The 19,619-nt window shown below is 32.7% G+C and carries 20 protein-coding genes; 12 read left to right on the plus strand and 8 right to left on the minus strand.

Annotated features, from left to right (window positions below; translation table 11 throughout):
- Window positions 1–17 precede the first annotated feature (17 nt).
- Window positions 18–662 (plus strand): chromophore lyase CpcT/CpeT, encoded by a 645-nt coding sequence (locus tag Q0912_RS11700; protein ID WP_299115261.1) that lies wholly within the window; start codon window positions 18–20, stop codon window positions 660–662.
- Here Q0912_RS11700 and ctlX read toward each other — a convergent pair.
- Window positions 659–1,591 (minus strand): citrulline utilization hydrolase CtlX, encoded by a 933-nt coding sequence (gene ctlX, locus Q0912_RS11705; RefSeq protein WP_299115263.1) that lies wholly within the window; start codon window positions 1,589–1,591, stop codon window positions 659–661. The genes Q0912_RS11700 and ctlX overlap by 4 nt on opposite strands.
- 113 nt (window positions 1,592–1,704) lie before the next feature.
- Here ctlX and Q0912_RS11710 point away from each other — a divergent pair, with 113 nt between their 5' ends.
- Together Q0912_RS11710 and Q0912_RS11715 are read left to right on the plus strand one after the other, a co-directional pair.
- Window positions 1,705–3,456: a M14 family metallopeptidase gene (locus tag Q0912_RS11710; RefSeq protein WP_299115266.1), complete on the plus strand. Its 1,752-nt coding sequence runs from the start codon at window positions 1,705–1,707 to the stop codon at window positions 3,454–3,456.
- Window positions 3,457–3,488: 32 nt separating this feature from the next.
- Window positions 3,489–3,860, plus strand: a complete 372-nt coding sequence (locus Q0912_RS11715) for a hypothetical protein (RefSeq protein WP_299115270.1) — start codon at window positions 3,489–3,491, stop codon at window positions 3,858–3,860.
- 24 nt (window positions 3,861–3,884) lie between these two features.
- On the opposite strand, the gene Q0912_RS11720 is transcribed toward Q0912_RS11715, so the two are convergent.
- On the minus strand, window positions 3,885–4,466 hold the full coding sequence (locus Q0912_RS11720) for an NUDIX domain-containing protein (RefSeq protein WP_299115272.1): 582 nt from the start codon (window positions 4,464–4,466) through the stop codon (window positions 3,885–3,887).
- A gap of 120 nt (window positions 4,467–4,586) precedes the next feature.
- Between Q0912_RS11720 and pyrE the strand changes: the two genes are divergently transcribed.
- Window positions 4,587–5,231, plus strand: coding sequence for an orotate phosphoribosyltransferase (gene pyrE / locus Q0912_RS11725; RefSeq protein WP_299115274.1), 645 nt, complete (start codon window positions 4,587–4,589; stop codon window positions 5,229–5,231).
- Between the two features lie 26 nt (window positions 5,232–5,257).
- Window positions 5,258–5,653, plus strand: coding sequence for an SRPBCC family protein (locus Q0912_RS11730; RefSeq protein ID WP_299115275.1), 396 nt, complete (start codon window positions 5,258–5,260; stop codon window positions 5,651–5,653).
- On the opposite strand, the gene Q0912_RS11735 is transcribed toward Q0912_RS11730, so the two are convergent.
- Window positions 5,650–6,381: a biotin--[acetyl-CoA-carboxylase] ligase gene (locus Q0912_RS11735; protein ID WP_299115277.1), complete on the minus strand. Its 732-nt coding sequence runs from the start codon at window positions 6,379–6,381 to the stop codon at window positions 5,650–5,652. The genes Q0912_RS11730 and Q0912_RS11735 overlap by 4 nt on opposite strands.
- A 93-nt stretch (window positions 6,382–6,474) precedes the next feature.
- Here Q0912_RS11735 and rsfS point away from each other — a divergent pair, with 93 nt between their 5' ends.
- The 6 genes from rsfS (at window position 6,475) to Q0912_RS11765 (ending at window position 11,259) form a co-directional block, all read left to right on the plus strand.
- Window positions 6,475–6,846, plus strand: a complete 372-nt coding sequence (rsfS, locus tag Q0912_RS11740; RefSeq protein WP_299115279.1) for a ribosome silencing factor — start codon at window positions 6,475–6,477, stop codon at window positions 6,844–6,846.
- 30 nt (window positions 6,847–6,876) lie between these two features.
- The gene (ftsH, locus tag Q0912_RS11745; RefSeq protein ID WP_299115281.1) at window positions 6,877–8,820 is read left to right on the plus strand and encodes an ATP-dependent zinc metalloprotease FtsH; all 1,944 of its coding nucleotides are present in this window, start codon (window positions 6,877–6,879) and stop codon (window positions 8,818–8,820) included.
- Between the two features lie 103 nt (window positions 8,821–8,923).
- Window positions 8,924–9,532, plus strand: a complete 609-nt coding sequence (locus Q0912_RS11750; RefSeq protein ID WP_299115283.1) for an LUD domain-containing protein — start codon at window positions 8,924–8,926, stop codon at window positions 9,530–9,532.
- Complete coding sequence (locus Q0912_RS11755; protein WP_299115285.1) at window positions 9,532–10,353, plus strand: phosphatidate cytidylyltransferase; 822 nt, start codon at window positions 9,532–9,534, stop codon at window positions 10,351–10,353. The genes Q0912_RS11750 and Q0912_RS11755 overlap by 1 nt, the downstream gene beginning before the upstream one ends.
- On the plus strand, window positions 10,343–10,996 hold the full coding sequence (locus tag Q0912_RS11760) for a phosphatidylserine decarboxylase family protein (RefSeq protein WP_299115288.1): 654 nt from the start codon (window positions 10,343–10,345) through the stop codon (window positions 10,994–10,996). The genes Q0912_RS11755 and Q0912_RS11760 overlap by 11 nt, the downstream gene beginning before the upstream one ends.
- Complete coding sequence (locus Q0912_RS11765) at window positions 10,993–11,259, plus strand: acyl-CoA-binding protein (RefSeq protein WP_299115290.1); 267 nt, start codon at window positions 10,993–10,995, stop codon at window positions 11,257–11,259. Before Q0912_RS11760 ends, Q0912_RS11765 begins: the two co-directional genes overlap by 4 nt.
- On the opposite strand, the gene Q0912_RS11770 is transcribed toward Q0912_RS11765, so the two are convergent.
- Both Q0912_RS11770 and Q0912_RS11775 read right to left on the minus strand, forming a co-directional pair.
- Window positions 11,260–12,171: an arginine deiminase family protein gene (locus Q0912_RS11770; RefSeq protein WP_299115292.1), complete on the minus strand. Its 912-nt coding sequence runs from the start codon at window positions 12,169–12,171 to the stop codon at window positions 11,260–11,262.
- Between the two features lie 62 nt (window positions 12,172–12,233).
- Window positions 12,234–13,520, minus strand: coding sequence for a citrate synthase (locus Q0912_RS11775; RefSeq protein ID WP_299115295.1), 1,287 nt, complete (start codon window positions 13,518–13,520; stop codon window positions 12,234–12,236).
- A gap of 218 nt (window positions 13,521–13,738) precedes the next feature.
- Between Q0912_RS11775 and Q0912_RS11780 the strand changes: the two genes are divergently transcribed.
- A complete protein-coding gene (locus tag Q0912_RS11780) occupies window positions 13,739–14,491 on the plus strand; it encodes a DUF481 domain-containing protein (RefSeq protein WP_299115297.1) in 753 nt (250 codons plus the stop codon).
- Window positions 14,492–14,496: 5 nt separating this feature from the next.
- On the opposite strand, the gene Q0912_RS11785 is transcribed toward Q0912_RS11780, so the two are convergent.
- From Q0912_RS11785 to carA, 3 genes are all read right to left on the minus strand, one after another.
- Window positions 14,497–16,776 carry a T9SS type A sorting domain-containing protein gene (locus Q0912_RS11785; protein WP_299115299.1) on the minus strand — a complete coding sequence of 760 codons (2,280 nt, stop codon included), beginning with the start codon at window positions 16,774–16,776 and terminating at the stop codon, window positions 14,497–14,499.
- Window positions 16,777–16,948: 172 nt separating this feature from the next.
- Entirely contained in the window at window positions 16,949–18,241 is a 1,293-nt protein-coding gene (eno, locus tag Q0912_RS11790; RefSeq protein ID WP_299115301.1) for a phosphopyruvate hydratase, read from the minus strand.
- Window positions 18,242–18,392: 151 nt separating this feature from the next.
- Window positions 18,393–19,496: a glutamine-hydrolyzing carbamoyl-phosphate synthase small subunit gene (gene carA, locus Q0912_RS11795; protein WP_299115303.1), complete on the minus strand. Its 1,104-nt coding sequence runs from the start codon at window positions 19,494–19,496 to the stop codon at window positions 18,393–18,395.
- Window positions 19,497–19,619 lie beyond the last annotated feature (123 nt).

A 19,619-nucleotide genomic window follows, 5' to 3' on the forward strand; every position in this document is an offset into this window, starting at 1 on the left:
CTCTAAAATATAGATATATGAAACGCTTACTCCCTTTTTTAGTCCTAATTATTTCTTTTTTAAGCTGTAAAAATGATGTTAAAACAGATACTACAAAAGAAACAATTAAAGAAGACACCGAGCTCAAAGAGTTATTTACTTTAATGCAGGGGTCTTTTAATTCTGAAGTACAATCGCAAGTCGATTCATCTTACTACAATATCTCATTACATATGTACCCAATTTGGGAAGATAAGGAAGGCCATTTTTTATATGTAGAACAAGCTTTAAATCGCATGCAAGACAGACCTTATCGCCAACGTATTTATGAAGTTACCAGAGCTTCGGACAGCACATTTAGCTCGGCTGTTTACAAATTAGATGTAGATTCACTTTGGATTGGTAAATGGAAGACACCTAAGGCTTTCGACTCTATTTCGTTAAAAGACATTGCTCTAAAAGAAGGTTGTGAAGTCATTTTAAAACGTTTAGCACCAAACCATTATATGGGAAAAACCGGAGACGAAACTTGTGTAAGCACTATGCGCGGAGCATCTTATGCTAGAAGTGAGGTTGAGATTTTAGAAGATAAAATTATGTCTTGGGACCGCGGATTTGATGCTGAAGGTAATTATGTTTGGGGAGCCGAAAAAGGGCCGTATATTTTTAATAAACTCGATTAAGCTTTAGGTAAAAATACTTCGGCCATCATACAACGTGCACTACCTCCTCCACATGTTTCAATGGTATCTAAAGAGCTGGAAAGAATTGGGCAATATTTTTCTATACGATTAATCTGATCTTTAGTTAAACTTTTATGTGCAGCTTCGCTCATTACTAAATAGCGTTGATTCTTATGTCCTTGTAGTTGTAACATATTACCGGCAAATTGATGCATTTGAGTTTCAGTTATAGATATAACCTCTTTTCCATCTTGTTTTAAATGCTTAACAATATTTTTACGTTCCTTTTTGTCATCAATAGCATCTAGACAAATCACAGCAAAGTTTTCTGCCAGGCACATCATCACATTAGTATGATAAATCGCTAACCGTTTTCCGTCTACGGTTTGATTAGCTGTAAAAATTACAGGAGTATATTCAAAATCTTCACAAAACTCTATAAATAAATCCTCATCTGCTCTTGGTGACAAAGCACAATATGCTTTTCTATTTACACGATCCATTAAAATACTTCCTGTACCTTCTAAAAAGACACCCTCATGTTCTGCAGAGGTGTAATCTACAATATTTTCAATCTTAAAACCTTCTTCTTCCAGTCTTATAAACACTTCGTCCCTACGTTCGCGTCTTCTATTCTCTGCAAACATGGGATATTTAGCTACATCACCATTACTATGAAAACTCACCCAATTATTAGGAAAAATTGAATCTGGTGTATCCATTAACTTATCATCTTGCTCCACAATAACATTAATACCTACAGCACTTAATTTTTCAACAAAAGCATCAAACTCTTCTTGTGCTTTTGCATTTATTTCAGCATTCTTAATTTTCATATCTTCCTGAAAATAATTATTAACAGCGGTTTGCTCATTCATCCTAAAATTTACAGGACGAATCATTAAAATAGTATCTGTAGTCTGTTGCATTTTTTAAATTTTGAAAGTGACACAAAATTAGTCTTTTTTCTAATCTGAAAATTATCTCTTGGCTAATTTTTATGACTTAAAATCTGTAAGTTTGAAGTACAATCTAACTCATCATGAAAAAACTTATAATTCTTTTTTTAGTAATAACCTCTTGCTCAGATAAAACGGATAAAAAAACTAACCTAAAATATGATACAGACTTTACAACTGTTTTCGAAAACAGTAATGGTTTAGAAACAGCTACCTACGAACAAACTATTCAGTATTACTCAAATTTAGCTGAGGCTTATGATGAAGTTTCAATACAAGCAATTGGTGAAACCGATTCAGGCAAACCGTTACATATTGTTACCCTAAATATGGACAAGTCTGGTGATGATTTTGAAAAATTAAGAACTGAAAACCGAATTATCCTCATTAATAATGGTATTCATCCTGGTGAGTCTGATGGTATAGACGCAACCATGATGCTTTACAGAGATATCACACAAGGAAAAATTGAAGCCCCGAAACATACTATTCTGGTTACCATTCCTATATACAATATTGGCGGAAGTTTAAATAGAAACTCTGTTACACGCACCAACCAAAATGGGCCTATATCATATGGTTTTAGAGGTAATGCTCGCAATTACGATTTAAACCGAGATTTTATAAAATCTGACACTAAAAATGCCAAAACATTTGCCCAAATTTTTCATTCAATCCTGCCAGATATATTTATTGACAATCATGTAAGTAATGGTGCAGATTATCAATATACCTTAACACATTTGTTTACGCAACATAACAAAATGGGAGGCGTTTTGGGTGACTATATGCATTCGCAAATAATGCCACAATTAGAACAAAAACTTAAAGTGAAATCCTGGGATATAACACCATATGTTAATGTTTTTAATCGTACACCAGAATCTGGTTTTTCGCAGTTTATGGATTCGCCTCGCTACTCTACAGGTTACACTACTTTGTTTAATACCATAGGTATGATGGTAGAAACACATATGCTAAAACCATACAAACAACGTGTTGAAGGGACTTATGAACTTATGAAAAGTATGATTGAAATCGTAGAAGAACAAGGTGAAAGCATTACACAATTGAGAAAAAATCAAGCTAAAACATGGAACGCAGGAGAAACTTATCCATTGACCTGGACAATTGACACAACAAAATCCTCAATTTTAAAGTTTAAAGGTTATGAAGGTAATATGGTAGTGAGTGAATTAACAGGTGCACAACGTTTAAAGTATGATAGATCTAAACCTTTTACAAAGGACGTAACTTACCAAAATTATTTTGTTCCGGTCACCAAAATCAATATACCAAAAGCTTATATAATTTCGCAAGGTTGGTATAATGTGATTGAACTATTAAAATTAAATCAAGTAGAACTAACACGAATTAAAAATGATACAACACTCACTGTAGAGTCTTATAAAATCGATGATTACAAAACGCGTACTTCTGCTTACGAAGGACATTATCTGCATTACAACACTAAAGTAAAAACCTCTGTAGAAAAGCTAATTTTTAGACAAGGAGACTATATAGTAAGCACCAATCAAAAAGCAATACGATATTTATTAGAAACTTTAGAACCAACAGCACCAGACTCATTCTTTAACTGGAATTTCTTCGATACTATTCTTCAACAAAAAGAAGGGTTTTCTCCTTATGTATGGGAAGACAAAGCTCAATTACTTTTAAGAGCAAACCCAAAACTACAGATAGAATATAACATTAAAGTGAGCTATAATGAAGAGTTTGCCAACGATTGGTTTGCTCAACTCGATTGGATACACAAAAAAAGTAAACATTATGAAAAAGCGCATTTGCAATATCCTGTTTATCGCTTGAAATAGGATGATACTTTAGAGTTTAATATTACCAGATTATGATAGGACCAATTGGAATATACGAAGAAGGAAGAATCATTGAATTAGAACCTGGTATTCATGATATAAAAATCTTAGGCAGTTGGTTGGTATCCTTAGATAATTTCAAAATATACTTCAAAGAAATCAATAGTAACAAAATTATCTGCTGGAAAGAAAGAACCTTTCGCACAAATCATTATGTCAGTGGAAAAAAAGCAAAAGTAATAGCCGATGTAGATATAGATAAAAGATCTAAGTATTCCATTCATTTTGAAAACCCTTCTCATATTAAAGTAATATTTATGGGACCTTTTGGGTTGGGGATTTTACTTAATAGAAAAATACCAAACTCTGAAATTAAGATAAGTATAGGGTTTTCTGGATATTAATATTGTATTAAAGAAAATCTTCAATCAAACCAAAACCCTAATATTGGCATAACTATTTTCCAGAGCTTTTTGAGAAGCCTTTTTATCTAACCATTCTACTTTAGTAATCCCTTCACTTGTCTCAGGTAAAAGTTTCCCTTCAAAATCGGTCTGCATTTCAAACCAATAGGTGATTTTTATTTTGTGTTTACCATTACGCTTAAAAATATGATAAGTCGTTGGTAACGGTTTTGTGATTTTCAACCCTTTTACACCAGTCTCCTCTTCCACTTCTCTAATCGCTGTCTCCTCTATAGATTCCTTTTGTTCGGCTTTGCCTTTTGGCAAATCCCATTTATCATTTCTATAAATAAAAAGCACCTCATCATTTCTATTATAAGCTTTCCCCCCACCAGCAATGACATTTGGCAACAATTTAAGAAAGTGTTTTAAAAGCTTATCAGGGTTATTGTGTATTAAATGTACAGCTTTTAAATCTGTATTATTAAGGGTTTTTATAACCTTACCGATATTAACTGACTTAAGGAGGTAGGATTTAAAATTCGTTTCCTTTTCGATTTTAGTAGTTAAAACAATAGGCTTGTCACCAACATAAATAGTGTACATGGATTTGGTCAGTTATACTTTTACAATTGTAAAAGTATTATTTTTTGTAATAAGTATTTAAAATTGAAAATTAAATTGAGATTAAATTTTAAAGCTTTTAAAATTCATTAATTTTGCGACATGATTTTTAATAAAGAAACCGCAAAAAAAACCGCAGAAGTTTTACTGCAAATTAATGCCATAAAACTGCAACCCGATGAGCCTTTCACCTGGGCATCTGGATGGAAATCGCCTATTTACTGTGACAATAGAATTGTATTGTCATTTCCTATGATACGAAATTACATAAGAGAAACTATGGCTAAACACATAGAAGATTACTATGGTAAGCCCGATGTTATTGCAGGTGTGGCTACAGGTGCTATTGGTATAGGAGCTTTAGTTGCTGATTATTTAAACCTTCCTTTTGTTTATGTAAGGCCAGAAGCTAAAAAGCATGGTCGCAAAAATCAAGTCGAAGGGCATATTGAAAAAGGGCAAAATGTTGTGGTAGTTGAAGATTTAATAAGCACAGGAAAAAGTAGCCTTAATGCAGTTGCAGCACTTAAAGAAGCTGAGGTTAATATAAAAGGTATGGTTGCCATTTTCTCATATGGTTTTGATGTAGCAACGAAAAATTTTGAAGACGCCAATATAGAGTTACATACGCTTGGTAATTACACCAACTTATTAGAACAAGCCCTAGACACTAATTATATTACAGAACAACAACAAGACATTTTAGCACAATGGAATGCCAATCCAAGCGAATGGAACGCTAATTGATATATTCATTCCAAAAACATAAAAACATGAATTTAGAATCACCAAAGGTAACTATAGATAAATCAGCAGAAGAAACATTTAATTTTCTATCTGATGTTAAAAATTTCGAAAGTTTAATGCCAGAAAACATTAGCAAGTTTGAAGTTTTAGAAGAAGATAAATTTCTTTTTGCTTTAAAAGGCATGCCAGAAATTATTTTAAAGAAAAAAGAAGCCACACCAAATAGCAAAATAGTTTTAGGGGCTGCCGGTGGAAAATTAGACTTCTCCCTTATAGCAGATATTACAGAAGCTGAAACTACAAAAAGTGAAGTGCAATTAACTTTCAATGGTGAATTCAATGCCATGATGGCCATGATGATAAAAGGTCCTATTAGCAAATTTATTGAAACGCTTGTTAGTAATATGAAAACTACTGTTTAATAAAGTAAAGTCAGGTCTTTTAAATCAAAGGTCTTTATAATTTCATCTTCGGTCCAAACTTTGAGTTTACCAGCTTCAGTAACTCCTCGTATAATACCTAAGAAGATTTCGTTATTAGGCAATCTAAAAGTAGAAGGTTTGTCTTTTCTAAATAGATTGGTTTCATATTCGGCTTTTAAAGCTTTATATTTTTGATTTTCTAATTGTTTAAAATAAACTTGAAGATGTTTCAAAATTTGAGACAGCACCTCATCTTTATTGTATACAATTCCTGTTAATAAGTTCATAGAGGATGCTTGTGGTAAGTCATCAAAAAATTTCTGGTTAACATTAAGTCCAAAACCTATAACCGAACCTTGAAATTTGTTGTTTTTAATGACATTTTCAATTAAGATTCCGCATATTTTTTTATCTGCTGACAAAATGTCGTTAGGCCATTTTATATGTAATTGAGGTATCTGAAACTTATCTAACGCTTTACTAATTGCTAATGAAACCACCATACTAATGTAGAATTGGTTTTCAACTTTAAAATCACTAAAGTGTTTAAACACACTAGCAGTAAGGTTTTTACCAATCTCTGCTTGCCATTTAGTACCCATTTGCCCACGCCCTTTGGTTTGTTGTTCGGCTACAACAACAGTATAGTCTTTAGGTAAATTAACCGATACCATGTCTTTAAGGTAAGTGTTAGTAGAGTCAATGGCATCAAGTTTGATTATATACATATAAAGGCAATTTTATTTTATAGTTTTCTTATGACAATTACAGCATACAAGAACTAAAAAAATAATAACTTTGCATAAAATTAATTTAAATTAATGACGAAAGAAAAAACCAATGCAGACCAACTCATTACAACAATTATAGGAGGTATAGAAGAGGTTAAAGGAAAAGAAATTACAATTTTAGATTTAAGAGATATTGAAAATACGGTTTGCGATTATTTTATTGTTTGTGAAGGTACTTCTAATACACAAGTAAACGCTATCGTCAATTCCATTCAAAAACAAGTTAGTAAAGCCTTAAAAGACAAACCATGGCATATAGAAGGTACTGATAATGCTGAGTGGGTTTTATTGGATTATGTAAATGTCGTGGTACATGTTTTTCAAAAGCATATAAGAGAATACTATGATATTGAAAGTCTTTGGGGAGACGCAAAAACTACACAAATAGAAACAAGTTACTAAAATAAAGATTACCGCATTTGCGGCAACAAGATGGCAAAAGACAATAAAAATTTAAACAAAAAACCTAAAATGAATCCGTATTGGATATACGGAATCATTATAGCGGTTTTTCTATCCATTCAATTATTTTCTGGTGGTTTTGGCGATTCTTCAGGAAGCAAAACAACACCTACCGAATTTTTTAATTATTTAAGAAATGGGGATGTAGATAAAGTTGAAATAATTAATAATCGTATCGCAAGGGTATACTTAACTAAAGAAGCTCAGGAGTTAGAGGTACATAAAAACTCTAAACCTAAGTCTTTTCTTCCATCAGTAACTCCTGTACCAAATTATAAGTTTGAGTTTGGAGATTTAAAATTATTTCAAGAAGAAATAGATAAAATCAAGAGCGAAAACAACCTTGATGTTCCTATTGCTTTTGATACCGAGCAGAATGTTTGGGGAGACCTACTATTAACTTTGTTACCTTTTATATTAATAATCGGTGTATGGATATTTATAATGCGTCGTATGTCTTCTGGTGGAAGCGGCGGAGCTGGTGGGCAGATTTTTAACATAGGAAAATCTAAAGCCAAGCTCTTTGATGAAAAGTCCGACACAAAAACCTCATTTAAAGATGTTGCAGGTTTAGAAGGTGCTAAAGAAGAAGTACAGGAGATTGTAGATTTCTTAAAATTCCCAGAAAAATATACAGCTCTTGGAGGTAAAATACCTAAAGGTGCACTACTTGTAGGGCCTCCTGGAACTGGTAAAACATTACTAGCTAAAGCTGTTGCTGGTGAAGCTAAAGTGCCTTTTTTCTCACTGTCTGGCTCAGACTTTGTTGAAATGTTTGTAGGTGTAGGTGCATCTCGTGTAAGAGATCTATTTAAACAAGCTAAAGAAAAATCACCTTCCATAATTTTTATTGACGAGATTGATGCTATTGGTAGAGCAAGAGGAAAAAATAATTTTTCTGGCTCTAATGATGAACGCGAAAATACATTGAATCAATTATTAACCGAAATGGATGGTTTTGGCAGTAACACTAATGTTATTGTATTAGCTGCCACAAACCGAGCTGATGTCTTAGATAGTGCTTTGATGCGTGCTGGTCGATTTGATAGACAAATTTATGTAGATCTACCTGATGTAAGAGAACGTAAAGAAATCTTCGAAGTACATTTACGTCCGCTAAAAAAGGAAGAAACATTAGATATCGACTTCTTGGCAAAGCAAACGCCTGGCTTCTCTGGTGCTGATATTGCTAACGTATGTAATGAAGCAGCTTTAATTGCAGCAAGAAAAGGAAAAAAAGCAGTCAACAAACAAGACTTCTTGGATGCTGTTGATAGGATTATCGGTGGATTAGAAAAGAAAAATAAAATCATTACACCAGAAGAAAAACGTGCTGTTGCTTTTCATGAGGCAGGTCATGCAACTGTTAGTTGGATGTTAGAACATGCGGCTCCATTAGTAAAAGTAACTATCGTTCCCAGAGGTCGTTCTTTAGGTGCTGCTTGGTATTTACCAGAAGAACGTCTTATTGTTAGACCAGAACAGATGCTAGATGAAATGTGTGCTGCCCTAGGAGGTAGAGCTGCAGAAAAAGTAATTTTCGACAAAATATCAACTGGTGCTTTAAGTGATTTAGAAAAAGTAACAAAGCAGGCAAGAGCCATGGTAACTATTTACGGTCTTAGCGACAAAGTTGGTAACTTAACATATTATGATTCTTCTGGTCAATCTGAATATGGCTTCACTAAGCCATATAGTGAGCAAACAGCTGAACTTATAGATAAAGAGATTTCTAATATTATTGAAGAACAATATGAGCGTGCAATTAAACTCTTAGAAGCTAATAAAGATAAGCTTACAGAACTTGCAGAAGTGTTGTTAGATAAAGAAGTAATATTTAAAGATAATCTTGAAAAAATCTTTGGCAAACGTGCTTTTGACAAAGAAGAAACACTAGCTGAAGAAGAGGAATAACAACTCATACAATCATATAAAAAACTTAAATTGACTAAATGTTAATTTAAGTTTTTTTATATTTGAGAAATGCACTAATTACAAGATTAATAGCAACAATTCAATGAGCTTATTTCGTAAACTCTTCGGAAAAAAATCTAATGAGTCTGAAGAACAAATACCAAATCAAGAGCGTGGCAAATATATGCCAGAAGTTAAGTTGCCTGCTGATGAGCGTTTTACTATAAATTTTAAGGCCAATGGTGGAAAATTTTTGTATTGTGAAAATATGAAAGAAGTTAAGGATAGCTTCAATTCTATACTAGATGAAAACCAATGGCATAACGATAAAGTTTTTATGATAGACGAGCGTTTATCGTCATTGTTTAAAGATTTTAGCCTTAACAGTACAAAAAAAATATCCGAAAGCTCTTATTTTCTATCTACTTGTGAATATCTTATTTCCGATGATGGCTCATTATTGATTTCTTCTAATCAAATTGCCGAAAAAAAATTAAAAGAGCTACCAGATCATTTTATAATCTATGCCACTACAAGCCAATTTGTTGAAAACATTGGAGAGGGTTTAAAAGGTATTAAGTCTAAAAGTAAAACTAGTATTCCTACAAATATTACTACGATAAAGCATTTTAAAACAGCAGATGATAAAGACTTTCTAACATATGGAAGTAGTGCTAAAAACCTATATTTGCTTCTACTAGAAGATTTATAATGAAGGAATTATCTATAAGAGCCATATCTGGTGCTGTATATGTTCTGTTACTTATAGGTTCGCTTTACTTTCAAACCGGACTTGTAATTACCCTCATGCTTTTTGGCATTATTAGCTTAATGGAATATAGTAAATTAATTAAGCTAAAAGGATATTCGCAATACATCATCTTTGTAATTCTTTACAGTCTTTTTTGGTACATATGCCTATACAATACTGGTTTTTTTGATAGTAATGAAGCCATTAACATCTTATTGGTCGTTACTATTTTTGTGAATCTCATTTTAATAAAAGATTTATTTACGTTTAAAAAAATTCCGCTTTTTGAAACCAAACGTTATATAACGACAACATTTTATCTTAGTAGTGGTTTTGTGTTTACGCTACTAATTGCAAACTTTCAAAACGTATTCACTCCTCTATTACTTTTAGGATCCTTTATTCTAGTATGGGTCAATGATAGCGCTGCATATTTGGTAGGTAAGAATTTTGGAAAGCAAAAACTGTTTCCAAGTATTTCACCAAAGAAAACGGTTGAAGGTTTTTTGGGCGGTCTGTTTTTTGCTTGTATTGCTAGTTATTTTATTACCATATATTCAGAAACGCTTAACTCTACTAATTGGTTAATAATAGCAATCATCGTTAGTGTATTGGGTACTTTTGGTGATTTAATTGAATCAAAATTTAAACGTCAAGCTGGTGTAAAAGATAGTGGTGTAATAATGCCTGGTCATGGTGGGCTTTTAGATCGTTTAGATAGCATTATCTTTGCAGCACCATTTATATATTTATTTTTAAGAATTGTAAGTTATGTTTCATAAAGAAGGTCATAAAATCATATTTATAACATTAGTAATTGTCGTTGGTTCGTTTTTCTTAATAGACGAATTTATTGTCAATGAATGGTTACGTAAAGGATTGATGATTATTGTTCTTATCTTTTTTATCCTCATCCTTCAATTTTTTAGAAACCCTAAACGTCATACGCACGTTAATGAAAACCATGCCTTATCACCTGTAGATGGTAAAGTTGTGGTTATTGAAGAAGTAATGGAGAATGAGGTTTTTAAAGATAAGCGTATTCAGGTATCTGTATTTATGTCTCCTCTCAATGTACATGTAACGCGTTACCCTATTAGTGGAAACATTAGTTATAGCAAATACCATCCAGGTAAATATTTAGTAGCTTGGCACCCAAAAGCCAGTGAAGAAAATGAACGTACAACTGTCGTAGTAGAAAATAAAAGCTTTGGAAAAGTGCTTTACAGACAGATTGCTGGCGCATTAGCTAAGCGAATAGTCAATTATGCTACTTTAAATTCTAAGGCCACCCAAGGCGCGGACTCAGGCTTTATTAAATTTGGTTCACGCGTAGATTTATTTTTACCTTTAGATGCAGAGATTAAAGTAGAACTCAATCAAAAAGTTCGAGGTGGTGAAAGCATCATTGCCGAAATGAAATGACACCTGAAGAATTACATAAAGAATTTCTAGATGCCGTTGAACGTGTAAATGCCCATACGGACCCCTTTCCTGCAGATTTTTTATTACGCTTATATGCCTATTATAAAAAAGCGACCAATGATTATGGTAGACCTAGTAGTCGCAAACAAATTATAAATGCCTTTAAAACCAATGCGCTTTTTCAAGTGCAGGATATTAGCGAAGATGAAGCTAAGCAAGAATATATAAATCTGGTAAAAAATTATTTTTTGTACCGCAAATAGTTAATCTCTAATCAAAGGCATTGTAGAACAACGTAATAGACCTTCTTGTTTTGCAATTTCGGCATAAGGCACTTCTTCTACTGTAAAACCATTGTCTCTCAGCCAATTATTTAATCTTGTAAAGTTCTTTTCAGAAATCACAACCTCTTCAGAAATAGAAAACACATTACTATTCATGTTGTACATTTCGTCTTTGGTAATTTCAAAGATATTATCCTTTCCAAAGAAATTAACTAACCATTCGTACTCACTTTCAACTAAAAATCCATTTTTATGAAGAATAGCCTTATTCTTACCTATAGGTTGAAAACAACAATCTAAATGCAACGCATTTTCTTTTGGATTAGTATTGGATTTACGTAGCTCAAAAGCTTTTACAGTTTTATCTGGAAATAACTCCTGAATGGCAATAACGGCATCCATATTAGTACGTGCCGTTATATAATCGGGATAATCTTCACCCGAATAAGTCCCAATAAAAATATAATCGTTCCAAGGCATTACATCACCACCTTCCACGTGGCATTCTTCTGGAAGGATTATTACTTTATCCTTATCTATTTGCTCAATAACGTGCTCAATTGCCTCATACTCACGTTCTCTATCTGGTAAAATATTGGCTTTTATTAGTTTATCCTTAATAACAAAAGCGATATCTCTTGAAAAAATCTGGTTATAATCTTCTATAACTTTAGGTCTGTAAACTGTGACATCATACTTCTTAAAAACCTCAGCTACAGCCTCCATTTCTTTAATCATATTCTTTTCCTTAGGATATGTACCAGCTTTTATATGCTCAATTGATTTAGGGTCATATGCCTCTTCAATTTTTGGTACTGGCCCATTGCTTTTTGCAGTTCCTAGAACAACAGCTCTAAGGCGCGATGTTTCATTTTCTATATTTAAATTCATCTTAGGTAGAATACAAAAAAGCTTCATAATAATTATGAAGCTCTAATTGATTATAGTTTTCACTAGCGCTTTTCAATAGGTTTAAAAGCTCTGTAAGTTTCACCAATATATAATTGTCGTGGCCTGCCAATTGGCTCTTTGCGCATGCGCATTTCGCGCCATTGAGCTATCCATCCTGGTAATCGTCCTAGCGCAAACATTACGGTAAACATCTCCACCGGAATTCCCATAGCTCTATATATGATTCCTGAATAAAAATCAACATTAGGATATAACTTTCTATCTACAAAGTACTGATCTTCTAAAGCTTCTTTCTCTAAGCCTTTAGCAATATCTAAAATAGGGTCTTCAACTCCTAGATCTCCTAATACCTCATCAGCAGCAACTTTTATAATCTTAGCTCTTGGATCAAAGTTTTTATATACGCGGTGACCAAAGCCCATCAAACGGAAAGGATCATTTTTATCCTTAGCTTTTGCCATATATTTTTTAGTGTCTCCACCATCTTCTTTTATAGCTTCGAGCATTTCTAAAACAGCCTGATTGGCTCCACCATGTAATGGTCCCCAAAGCGCAGAGATACCTGCAGCAAGAGATACAAATAGACCAGCATGAGAAGAACCTGTAATTCTTACAGTAGATGTTGAACAATTTTGCTCATGATCAGCATGTAGAATTAATAATTTATCTAATGCATTAACTAAAATAGGATTCTGTTCATACTCTTGTGTTGGGCTTTTAAACATCATTTTTAAGACATTCTCTACATACCCTAAACTATTATCCCCATAATCTAATGGTAATCCATGTTTTTTACGCATGGTCCATGCTACTAATACAGGGAATTTACCTAGTATTCTAACAATAGCATTATACATGGCCTCGTCTGAGTTAACATCAACAGAACTCGGATTAAATGCTGTAAGTGCACTTGTTAGGGAAGATAACACACCCATTGGATGTGCCGATTTTGGAAAAGCATCTAATATCTTTTTAATATCATCATCTACAACCGCGTGAGATTTAATATCAGAGTGAAATTTATCTAGTTCCTCTTTATTTGGTAATTCTCCAAAAATCAACAGATAAGCCACTTCTAGAAAGTCTGCTTTTTCAGCAAGTTCTTCTATAGAATACCCTCTATACCTTAAAATACCTTTTTCACCATCCAGAAATGTTATAGCACTTTCGCAACTTCCGGTATTTTTGTAACCTGGATCTATAGTAATAACACCATTGGTTGCGCCTCTTAAGGCTTTAATATCTATAGCAACTTCGTTTTCTGAACCTATTTTTACAGGAAATTCAAACTTATCGCCATTAATTTCTAAGGTAGCTTTATCTGACATTTTAGTTTATATGTATTTTGTGAATTTTTAAGGACTGTAAATTTACGAAATCTCAAACGATTTCGGAAGTAGATTTACAACGCTTTTAACAATTTCAATATTCTTAAAATCAATAGCAGAAACTATGAGCTCTATTTCTCAAATTATCAATAATATATAATGCTACAGCATTTGAAAAATAAGGATAATCACTAATTTTGTCCTACTTATAATTAACTATGAATTATATTAGAATTTTCTTGTTTCTTATCTCATTTTCTTGCCACTCACAAGTTGTAAATATTGAAACTTTGCGAAAACCAAGTGATTCTGTTAAATGGACAGGTTCGGTTAGTCTAGATGTATCATTGATTAAAAATACTAATGATATTTTTAGAATTGCCAATAAAGCCCATATCCAGTACAACAACAATCTTAATTTTTGGCTATTTGTTAATGATTTAAATCTTCAAAAAATAGAAGATAATTCCTTAGTAAATCGTGGTACTCAACACTTAAGATACAATAGAAGAATCTCTAAAAAGATAAAATGGGAAGTGTTTGCACAGGGGCAATATGATGCCATTTCCGAAATAGGTTTTAGAGGTTTATTAGGAACCGGACCACGATTTAAGCTGTCTAAAAACGATAATTATAGGTTTTATTTAGGCACTTTAATTATGTATGAATACGAAAAAGCATCTAACGCTATTCCCGACCGCATTCAAAATGATATAAGAGGAAGTGCTTATCTGTCTTTTAGCTTATACCCTACTGAAACGATTAGCATTATTAGCACAAGCTATTATCAACCAAAAATTGATATACTTAATGATTACCGCTTTTCCAGCAATACATCAATACTTTTTAAAATCTTTGAAGATTTAGCATTTAAGGCTAATTTTAATTTTTTCCATGATGCTTTTCCTGTGAGTTCAGCAGTACCTAAAACTCAATTTGAGCTAACTAATGGCTTACTCTATACATTTTGAATCTATTATTTTTTGATTAAACGTTCAGTAATAATTCCTGAAGGAGATTGAACCTCTATAAAATATATACCACTTCTATAATCCATGATATTTACTAAAGCCGTAGTTGAATTTAGATTCTGTTGATAGGTGAGTCGACCTTGAATGTCATAGACCTTAATTGAATCCATTAAATTTCTACTTGTAATACTTATATAATCAGTAGTTGGATTAGGATACACTTTAATGGTGTCCTTTAGACTAACTTCATCAATGGACAAGACTTGAAAATTAGTTTGAGCAATGTTGGTTATAATCGGAAAATTATAATCAAAATAGATTTCCGCTTGTTGCGAAACATCATCACCTGTATTTAAAGTATCTAATGATTTAATTTTAAATAAAACATTACCTGTTTCAGCAGGAGCCAGATTGATATCATCAAATATAAACTCTACGCTATTCCCTGTAATTCTGGAATACATATCGTGAGAGGAATTTAATATTTGTAAAGTACTCAAATCATATTGTGCTTCATCAATATCATCTCTAATAACCACAAATGTCGCTGCTGCTGTACCTGTATTTTCAAACCTGACATTATAATGTAAGTACTCTCCTATTATATCTGGCGACACAATATCACCTTCTAAGCATATAATATCATTAGGATCATAAGCCCCAACTACAACCTGCTCTAAATTAAATACATTATCATCTGGAATTTCATCACCAGAAACTGGGTTAATGGTTGCCGTAAATTCTAATACATCATCTATATTAACACTAGGTGTTTCCATTGGTGAATTGACATTAAGCACAAAATCGATTACTCTACTTTCAAATGGGTTTAAATCTAGATAATCCCATGACAGATTTCCAGGATCTTGTACAGAAAGAGCCTCTGATGTTGATATAAGATCTAAAACACTATCATCATAAGCAAAGTCTATACTGCCAGAAAGCACCTGATTCCCCTTATTTTTATAAACTAATTGATACTCTGCATCAAAACCTGGTCGAGCTGGCACAGTTGGAATGATGAGAATTTCTACATCATTATGAACGCCGTTTGCAGTAATACAAAAATCTTGATTGGTCGTATTATTTAAATCTGTAAAATCTATAATTGGATTCAATGGCGAAATATTGAAAAAACTAGGGTTCTCTAATTCTGGTGTTAATTGATAATTACCTACTTCAGTATAAAATATATAGTTGCCTGATTGGTTAGAGAAGGATGAACCTATTGATGCACCATCATCCAAACTGAATCTTAAATTTGGCATCTCATAATCCGAGTCATCGCATCCGCTATTATCCAAATCTAATTTAACGTTTCCTAAAATCGTATTATAATCACCTCCAGGCACAAATGAGCAATAACTACTTATAGGACCTTGATAATCTGTAAACTCTTGAAAGGCTAATATTTCTTCCTCATCCGCACATATAAACTCAATTGGATTGTTTAAAATATTTAATGGAGAAAATATGGCATCCTCATCAAATGAAACTCCTCCGTTTTTTATATTAATGTTTGTGATTTGATTATCATTACAACTCCACCATATTAATTCATTGTGATTACTCAAATCTAATTCTGTCAACTGATTATTGCTACAAATTAAAAGCTCTAAATTATTGTTTTGTGATATATCAAGAGAGGTGAGATGATTAGAGCTACATGTTAAATGCGTCAAATTAATGTTTTGAGTAACATCAATATTGCTAATCTGATTATTAGAAAAATTTAAATATATTAAACCTGAATTTTGAGACACATCTAACATGTTTATATTATTAACGCTACACCTCAAATTCTTAAGATTTATATTTTGAGATATATCTAAGTTAGTTAATTCATTATTAGAAATTTCTAAATACTCCAAATCTATATTTTGGGTAGTATCGATAGTACTAATTGCATTACCATTTGACCATATGGTTTTTAAATTTATATTTTGTGAAATATTAATATTACTTATAGAATTATGTCTACAATTTAAAAATTCTAAATTAGTAAATGATTCAATTCCTGTTAAATCTGATATGTTTTGATTTGCTGGTCGGTTTTGATTTTGTACTCTTAACTCATATACATTTAGAGCCTCAGACACCTCAATCTCACCATTATTATTTGTATCAACGATTATGTCATTACCATTAAAGTCTTTAGCAATATTTATCGCAGGGCTTGCTTGCAATAACCTTGCTTTAAAATTAGGATCTGGGATATTAACGATTTGGGCTTGTATCATTCCACAAATAAAAATGAGGGTGAGAATAGTAAAGATTGATTTCATAGTTTTTTATTTTTAGATGTGGATTTTCTAAAAAGGTTGCGTTATAAAACAATTTAATTTATTATTTTTCTTACAAGAAATACAATCATCATACTAATTATCAATTAGTTTCCCATAAAAAAAACCTACCCAAATTAATGGATAGGTCTTTCAAATTTATTGGCACAAAATATTACTTCACCTTAAACGCATTTTCTTGCGGAAAATAAGCAACATCTCCTAACTCTTCTTCTATACGTAATAACTGATTGTATTTTGCCATACGATCACTACGTGAAGCAGAACCTGTTTTAATTTGACCTGTGTTAAGCGCTACAGCCAGATCTGCGATAGTATTATCTTCTGTTTCTCCAGATCTGTGAGACATTACTGAGGTGTAACCAGCATTGTGTGCCATATTTACGGCAGAAATGGTTTCTGTTAATGTACCTATTTGGTTCACTTTAATAAGAATAGAATTTGCAATGCCTTCAGAAATTCCTCTTCCTAAGCGCTCTACGTTAGTCACAAATAAATCATCACCGACTAACTGTACTTTATCACCTATTTTTTCGGTTAATAATTTCCAACCATCCCAATCATTTTCATCCATACCATCCTCAATAGAAATAATAGGATATTTAGACGCTAAACCTGCTAAATATTCAGCTTGTTCTGCTGATGTTCTCACCACACCAGAATCTCCTTCAAACTTTGTGTAATCGTATTTTCCGTCTACATAGAACTCTGCTGCTGCACAGTCTAATGCAATCTTAACATCGTCACCAAAGGTGTATCCAGCTTTTTCAACAGCAAGTTTAATAGAATCTAAAGCATCTTCAGTTCCTCCTTCTAAGTTAGGTGCAAAACCACCTTCGTCACCAACAGCTGTACTTAAACCTCTATCGTGTAGTACCTTTTTAAGGTTATGGAATATTTCGGTTCCCATTTGCATGGCATGGGTAAAGTTTTTTGCCTTTACTGGCATTACCATAAATTCCTGAAAAGCAATCGGCGCATCACTATGCGAACCTCCATTGATAATATTCATCATTGGTAATGGCAAGGTATTAGCCGAAACACCACCAACGTACCTATACAATGGCATACCCAATTCGTTTGCTGCTGCTTTAGCTACTGCCAATGATACTCCTAAAATAGCATTAGCACCTAACTTTGACTTGTTTGGTGTACCATCTAAATCTATCATTAATTGATCAATAGCATTTTGCTCAAATACTGAAACTCCCAGTAACTCTTGAGCAATTACAGCATTAACATTTTCTACAGCTTTTAAAACTCCTTTTCCCATATACGAATTACCTCCATCTCTCAACTCTACAGCTTCGTGCTCGCCTGTAGATGCACCTGAAGGTACAGCTGCTCTTCCCATAATACCACTTTCGGTAACAACATCTACCTCTACCGTTGGGTTTCCTCTTGAATCTAAAATTTGTCTTGCGTGTACATTAATTATAATGCTCATTGTTATTTTGTTTAATGTTGATTGGTATCAAAATTACGAAAATCTAAAACTTAAAATAGAACATCAATCATATTTACGATTAATATTTACTATAATGTTTTCGTAACTTAAAAAACGCAACAAAACATAAATTTTGTTGCGTTTTTTGTATTTAGTTGTTCTTAATATTCTCTATAAACTGGTCAAACAGATACACTGAATCGTTTGGTCCAGGACTTGCCTCTGGATGATATTGTACCGAGAAACAGTTTTTGTCTTTGATTTTAATACCTGCAACTGTATTATCATTAAGGTGTACGTGTGTAATTTCTACATTACTATTGGCTTCGGTTTCTTCTCTATTAATAGCAAAACCATGATTTTGAGAGGTAATCTCACCTTTACCTGTTACTAAATTTTTTACCGGATGATTTATACCTCTATGGCCATTATGCATCTTATAAGTTGAGATGCCATTAGCTAAAGCAATGACCTGATGCCCTAGGCATATGCCAAATAATGGTTTATTTCTGGATATAATTTCCTTAGCAACTGCTTGTGCTTCAACTAAAGGTTCTGGGTCACCAGGACCATTGGATAAAAAATAGCCATCTGGATTAAAGGCTTCTAAGTCTTCAAATTTTGAATTGTATGGAAATACTTTAATATAGGCATCTCTTTTGGCTAGATTTCTAAGAATATTCTTTTTAATACCTATATCTAAAGCGGCAATCTTATATTTTGCATTTTCGTCGCCAAAATAATACGGTTCTTTTGTTGATACTTGAGAAGCCAACTCTAAACCTTTCATGTCTGGCTGCTCTGCTAATTGCTGCTTTAAACTTTCGATATTGTCTACTTCAGTTGATATTACAGCATTCATAGCGCCATGATCTCTAATATAACTCACCAATGCTCTGGTATCTACATCTGCTATGGCTAAAGTATTATGCTTTTCAAAAAATTCTTCTAGTGATGCATCACCTGCAGGTCTGGAATACTCAAAACTAAAATTTTTACAAATTAAGCCTGCTATCTTAACAGTATCAGATTCTACTTCGTCTTCTTTAGTGCCATAATTACCGATATGTGCATTAGTAGTCACCATTAATTGCCCATAATACGAAGGATCTGTAAAAATTTCTTGGTAGCCAGTTGTACCCGTATTAAAACATACTTCACCAAATGCAGTTCCTTCTTTTCCTATGGACTTTCCATGGAAGATAGTGCCATCAGCCAATAAAATAAGTGCTTTTTTTCTTTGTTTGTATTTCATATTCAATTCGTTATATAGAGTTTTCCGTATAATCGGAAATTTTTGGTTTTACAAAATTCCAAAAAAAAAGGATAAACTTAAAAAGTCTATCCTTTATATTTATTAATGATTATTAACATCCGA

It is taken from the genome of uncultured Winogradskyella sp. (assembly GCF_947498345.1).
In the GTDB taxonomy this organism is placed as follows: Bacteria; Bacteroidota; Bacteroidia; order Flavobacteriales; family Flavobacteriaceae; genus Winogradskyella.